This is a genomic window from uncultured Mailhella sp. (assembly GCF_944324575.1).
Classification (GTDB): domain Bacteria; phylum Desulfobacterota; class Desulfovibrionia; order Desulfovibrionales; family Desulfovibrionaceae; genus Mailhella.
Map to the genome: position 1 here is coordinate 1 of NZ_CALUWV010000120.1, position 5,799 is coordinate 5,799.

The window sequence follows — 5,799 nt, forward strand, 5'->3', positions numbered from 1 at the left end:
CCGGTAGTCGGCGGCATGTTCGATATCGACGCCTGTGCGCTGGCGGTGGATGTGCTGGATGCGAAGAACATTTGCATGATCGCGGGAACGTGGAGCATCAACGAGTACCCGCGAACCGAGCCGGTGATGGACGGGAGCGTGCTGATGAACTCTTTGTTTTGCCGCCCGGGATACTATCTGATCGAGGAGAGCAGCCCGACGTCGGCGGGAAACAGCGCCTGGTTCGTCCATACGCTGCTTCCCGAAGCCAGCGCCGAGGCAAAGCGGGCGGCCACGCGGCCTACGGCAAGGGAGTGCTGAACGCCCCTCTCCTGAGCATGGCGCACGGCAAGAAGTTCTCTTGCCTCTTCCGTCGACAGGAGAGGCTGCCGCAGGGCAAGGACGTTCAGCGCCTCGTACTCGGCCGGCGTGTCCATGTCCTTCAGAATGAAGGAGTCCGCCACCGGAACCATGACGGGTGAAAGGCTCTCCACAATGTTCCGCAGACAGCCGTTGTTGCCTGCGGCAAGTACGGCCTTCCGGGCGGAGGCGGGAAAGAGCGGAGGATGCCCGGGGACGCCCCGGAACGTGGGAATGAGCGGACTGTTTCCGTTCTTCTCTGCGGCATCAAGCAGCGAGCGCACGGTCATGCGTCTCACAAGCGGAATGTCCACGGGATGCACGAAGATGGGACCGGCGTCCCTGGGCAGGGCGGTCATGCCGGTGCATATGCTGGAGAACATGCCGCGTTCCGGGTGAGCGTTGAGGGCGAAGGAAGCTCCGAGTGCTTCGGCTTCGCGTTTTGTGTCGTCGGCCCGGTTGCCTCCCACCACGAGGGGCGAGACCCCTTCGGATGCATAGAGTGAGCACAGGGCGGCGAGGGCACTTCTTTCCCCGTCGGGAAAGGCCAGAGGAAGCAGAGGCTTGAAGCGGCCCGTCATGCGTGAGGAGAATCCGGCGGCCAGAATGAGAGCGTAGGCAGTCATGATTTTTCAAGTAAAGGTTGAAGAATGAGAACAGAGCAACGATACTACTGGCGGCGGACTTTGAAAAGTGCCGCGACGGAATGCGCGACTGAAGGCGAAACCGTGATGCCGGACAAAGGGGCAGGAGCGAGAGCCTCCTGCCCCGAAGTGTCGGAAAGAGCGCGTTGAGGCCGACGGTCTCTGTCGCTAGTTTTTTCTCCAGCTCACGGGCGCGGGCGCGTGACGACGCACGGCAATGCACTCGGCAAGGATGCTTACGGCGATTTCTTCCGGAGTTTCCGCGCCGATGTCGAGGCCGATGGGCGCGTGGATGCGGGCGAGATCCTGTTCGGTAAAGCCGGATTCCAGAAGCTTTGCGTAGATCTGACGACGCTTGCGCGTGCTGCCTATCATGCCTATGTAGTGTGCGGGCGTTCTGAGCGCCTGCGCCGCGGCCACGCCGTCGAAGAGGTGCCCGCGCGTGACGATGACGATGTAGTCGCGGGGCGTGACGCGAAGAGGCCCGAAGCAGTCGGCGTATTCCGGCGTGACATGCACTTCGGCGTTGGGAAAGCGGGCTCTGTTGGCGTATTCCGGCCTGTCGTCGAGCACGTGCACGGCAAATCCGGTGAGTCCGGCAATGGCGGCCGTGGGACGCGACACGTGACCGCCGCCCACAATGATCATGCGTTCCGGAGGCTGGCAGCGCTCGCAGAAATACGTCGTGCCGCCGCAGGGCACGAGAGCGGCTTCATCGAGAGGCGCGGCAAGAAGCGCGGTCTTCACATCCTCGGTCAGAGGGGCTCCGTCCGCCGAACCGTCGTCGTAAAGGAGCGTCCATGCCGTGCGGGAGGAAGGATAGGGGCGAACGATGCGGCAGCCTGCGCCTTCGGCAGCGTTAAGGGCCAGAGAGGCCGTGCGTATCAGTGATTCCCTGTCGGGGGCAAAGGGCTCGATGAGCACGCGTACCTGACCGCCGCAGATCATTTCCGATCGGGCGGCCAGCGTGCCGTCCATGGCGATGTCGAGCACGCCAGCTTCCTGCGTTTCACAGGCATTTCGGCAGGCTTCTATGACTCTGGCTTCGGCCAGGCCTCCGCCCGTGGTTCCGCCGATCAGGCCGGAGGGACCGGCCAGAAGACGGGAGCCCGCGCCTCGCGGCGCGGAACCTTCCTGAAAGACCACCGTGGCCATGGCGGCGGTTCTGCCTTCCGCCAGTTCAGAGCACAGAAGACGCAGCAGTTCTTGCATGAAAACCTCCTTTACGGACGAGACGCAGCACCGGCGCGCCGTCGATACGAACGTAGCGTCCCCTGAGGGAGGAAAGCCGCCTGAGGGGACTTTTGCAGTCGCAGGGGCCGGGGAGCCAGGCCGTCGCGTCGCCGGTGCGGTAGCGGATGAGGGGCATGGCTTCCCGGTTGAGCGTGGTCAGCACAATTTCTCCGATTTCTCCGTCGGGCACGGGCTCGTGGGAGACCGGATCAAGAATTTCCAGAAAAAGGTCCAGCTCGCGCAGGTGATAGCCGTTTTTTGCCATGCACTGCACGCCGCCGCCGAAGCACGTTTCCGTCATGCCGTAGTGGTCGAGCACCACGCAGTCGAGCGCCTGTTCCAGACCGTCGCGTACGGCGGCATCGAGAATGTCGCCGCTGGACTGTATGCCCTGCACGCAGCATGCGAGTCTGCGGAAGGTTTCGTTCTGCGAGGCGGCAAGCAGCGCGGAAAGCTGATGCGGCGCGGCTACGAGACATTCCGGGTGCCAGCGTGAAAGATCGGCTCGCAGACTCTCGAACGAGGATTCGGAATTTCCGGCCACAACGTCCACGCCGGAGGGCGTGAGCGCCTGCCGCAGAAGGTCCGTCACGCCGTCGGGGCACTGAGCTCCGGGCAGGAGCACCATGAGGCGTTCGCCTCTGTGAACGAGCTGCGCCATGCCCGTGGCAAAGAACGAGGCCGTGCGGGCAAGGTCGCCTTCGGAAAAGGCGATGCGCTTGGGCGCATTCGTGGAGCCGGAAGTCTGAAGCGTGACGATGCGCTGTACGTCGCCCTGCGGTACACAGAGAAACTCCCGGTAGTCGTGCAGATCCTCCGGCGTGGTGAAGGGAAGCTTCCGGATGTCGTCCTCGCACGTCAGATCCAGGTCGAAGCCCTTCAGCGTGCGGCCGTACCACCGGCTCAGGGAAAAGGCCCGGCGCAGGATGCGCCGCAGCGCGTCGAGGCGTGCGGCCTTCAGGCGTTCGGGAAAGGATGCGCCGGGAAAGTCTCTGCACTGCGCGTCAAGCCAGGCGTCCAGAGGCGAGGGCGAAAGAGGGGGAATGTTCATGACGGATTACCTGCCTTCGGCGCAGAGCGGTAAAGAGGCACGTTGTTGAAGCTCGTCAGATTATGGAGGCAGAAGGGGATGAGCCTTCCGTCAGGCGTCACCACGTGGATGCAGCAGCCGCGCACGCGCTCCACGTCAAGGCTGAGCGCATCCTGAAAGGCCATGGCCGAAAGCGTAAAGCGTCTGTCCGCTCCGGAATGGGCGATGAACCGGGAAAAGGCGTCGCTGAGTGCGGAGTTTTCATGCTGCGGAGCTTTCCAGTGAGCGGCCGTGAAGGCACGCGAGGCGCGGGAACCTTCGGCATTGTCCACGACGCGAGGCGTTTCGCCAGCAAGAGAGGTTCCGCCCGAGCAGCAGGCTGCACCCAGGGGAGCGGCAAGAGCGCCGTCGCCGTTTCTGCCGTACACGGCGCTGAAGGAGCAGAGCGGATGTTCGCAGGAGGGCGCATGAAAATGTTCCGCCTTCACCATGCCGCCGCTCTGCCGTTCCAGATCGGCCATGAGCTCCGGCAGCGTGATGCGGGGAGCTTCGTCCATGTCCCACGGAAAGCGCCCGAAGGAAGACACGGGCTGAAAGTGCAGGCCGCGCACGTGGCTGCCCTGCGAGAGGGCGAAGCGGAGCAGGTCTCCGACCTGCCGGTCGTTGACGCCGCGCACCAGCGTGCACACCAGCACCACGCCGAGCCCCGCCCTGCCGCAGGCGTCGATGGCCGCCTGTTTCAGGGTCAGGCAGTCGCGCCCGCGCAGCGTGCGGAAAACATCGTCGCTCACGCCGTCGAACTGGAGATACACGGAGTCAAGCCCCGCCTCACGAAGTCTTTCGGCGTATCCTTTTTCCCTGCCGAGTCGCAGTCCGTTGCTGTTCACCTGCACGAGGGCAAAGGCCCGCTCCCTGGCCATGCGGATGATGTCGGGCAGATCATCGCGTTCCGTGGGCTCGCCGCCGGAGAGCTGGACGTTGCAGGGGCCGGAGGCCCGGGAGAGCGCGTCAAGCTGCGCCTCTATGACCTCAAGGGACGGATCTTCGGCAGTGCTCCCCGCGCGGGCATAGCATACGGGGCAGCCCAGAGAACAGCGCATGGTCACTTCGATGAGACCTGTGCAGGTGTGCTGCACGTGCTCCGGACAAAGGCCGCAGTCGAAGGGACAGCCTCTCGCGACTCTTGTTGCGGGATGCGCGGGATAGGCGGGAATTCTTGAGCCCTGCCGCCAGATTTTAAAGGAAGGCATGCCTTCGCGCTGTTTCCATGCGGGAACCTGAAAGGTTCCGTGCTCCGGGCACGTCTTGCGCAGAATGACCGTATCTCCTTCAAGGTGATAGCCCGCATCCACGAGTCGCAGACAGACGGGGCACAGGCTCTGAGTCTCGGCGAGCAGCATGTCAGCTCCTTGCGCTTTCGAGATCGTAGGACTCATGGATATCCAGAATTTTTTCCCAGCATTCCGCAAGAAGATCGCCGCAGAGCTCCATGGGCGGCATGCCGCCTTCGGGAAGAGGCTCACCGGCCGCCGCGGCAAGGCCAGAAGAGACGTTTTCACAGCCCGTGCCGCCGAAGGCTTGTGTCCGCTCCATGAACCAAGTCGCATATTCGTTGGTCATGGCGTCAATCATGGGGTGAGGTTCCTCTTCGTTTTTGCTTGAGAGCCAGCCGAGCACGGCGGCGCCGCCGGTAAGCAGGCCGCAGGGCCCGCCGGACTGACCAATGCCGTGGCAAAGGCCCCTCATGGCGCACATGAGCCCGGCATTGTCCGTGTCGTCAAGCTGCCTTGCGAGAGCCAGAAGAAGCTGGGAGCAGCAGTACCCCTTGTGCACGTAGGGGAGAAGGTCCAATAGCAGGGCATTCATGGGGATAACCTCCTTGAAGCATGGTTGATCGTGGTTGCCTGAATGCGCGTCGGGATTCCTGTTTCGGACTGCCCGCAGAAAGGCGACCGGAACGGAGCGGCCGGGGCCCGTTTCCTGCAGACCGTAGATACGGAACAAGCCCGTGGTTGCGACTTGGCGTGAAAGTCCTCGGAAACAAAGATCCTTCTCTGCCGTCAGGCCTCTGGCACGCTCCTTGAGCGGGCGGCTATCCACAGTCCGTAGCCGTAACGCGTTCCTCCGGGGCGGAGTGAACCGCAGGCGCAGCTTTCCGGCAGGCGCGTATCACTTTTTGTTTCGTTTTTTCCGCGCAGCAGGGCACAGAGGCTTTCGTCTCCGTACCAGAGCAGGCGTGCGGCCAGCTCCTTCAGACTTTCAGTATGATCTTCAAAATGAAGAAGAACAAGGCCGCTTTGTTCAAGCAGAACTTCAAGTTCCTGCCGCGTACGTGCCCCGGCGAGGCAGGATGAACCGGGGGACGGAACGGCGGCGGGCAGAGGCTCGGAACGTACGTAGAGATCGGAGAGCACGAGCCGTCCTTTCTGTCGCAGAAGATGGGCAAAGCGCCGCAGCGCCGCCCCGGCGTCTGGCAGAAGAGAAAGCACGCATTCGCACAGAATGCCGTCGAACGAGGCGTCGGGAAAGGGCGGATTTCCGGCATCCGCCTGC

7 protein-coding genes are annotated in these 5,799 nt (G+C 63.2%); all 7 read right to left on the reverse strand.

Annotation, left to right across the window (positions count from 1 at the left end; genetic code table 11):
* Positions 1 to 231 (reverse strand): hypothetical protein (locus Q0J81_RS10155; RefSeq protein WP_294447623.1); only part of this gene is annotated, 231 nt, incomplete at its 3' end.
* Positions 174 to 965 carry a nucleotidyltransferase family protein gene (locus Q0J81_RS10160; RefSeq protein WP_294447625.1) on the reverse strand — a complete coding sequence of 264 codons (792 nt, stop codon included), beginning with the start codon at positions 963 to 965 and terminating at the stop codon, positions 174 to 176. The genes Q0J81_RS10160 and Q0J81_RS10155, both read right to left, overlap by 58 nt.
* A 186-nt stretch (positions 966 to 1,151) precedes the next feature.
* On the reverse strand, positions 1,152 to 2,195 hold the full coding sequence (locus tag Q0J81_RS10165; RefSeq protein ID WP_294447627.1) for an XdhC family protein: 1,044 nt from the start codon (positions 2,193 to 2,195) through the stop codon (positions 1,152 to 1,154).
* Complete coding sequence (locus tag Q0J81_RS10170) at positions 2,164 to 3,267, reverse strand: DVU_1553 family AMP-dependent CoA ligase (protein ID WP_294447630.1); 1,104 nt, start codon at positions 3,265 to 3,267, stop codon at positions 2,164 to 2,166. Before Q0J81_RS10170 ends, Q0J81_RS10165 begins: the two co-directional genes overlap by 32 nt.
* The gene (gene trsS, locus Q0J81_RS10175) at positions 3,264 to 4,646 is read right to left on the reverse strand and encodes a radical SAM (seleno)protein TrsS (protein ID WP_294447632.1); all 1,383 of its coding nucleotides are present in this window, start codon (positions 4,644 to 4,646) and stop codon (positions 3,264 to 3,266) included. Before trsS ends, Q0J81_RS10170 begins: the two co-directional genes overlap by 4 nt.
* Position 4,647: 1 nt before the next feature.
* Complete coding sequence (locus tag Q0J81_RS10180; RefSeq protein WP_294447635.1) at positions 4,648 to 5,112, reverse strand: DVU_1555 family C-GCAxxG-C-C protein; 465 nt, start codon at positions 5,110 to 5,112, stop codon at positions 4,648 to 4,650.
* 194 nt (positions 5,113 to 5,306) lie between these two features.
* Positions 5,307 to 5,799: methyltransferase domain-containing protein (locus Q0J81_RS10185; RefSeq protein ID WP_294447636.1), on the reverse strand; the 493-nt coding region annotated here is incomplete at its 5' end.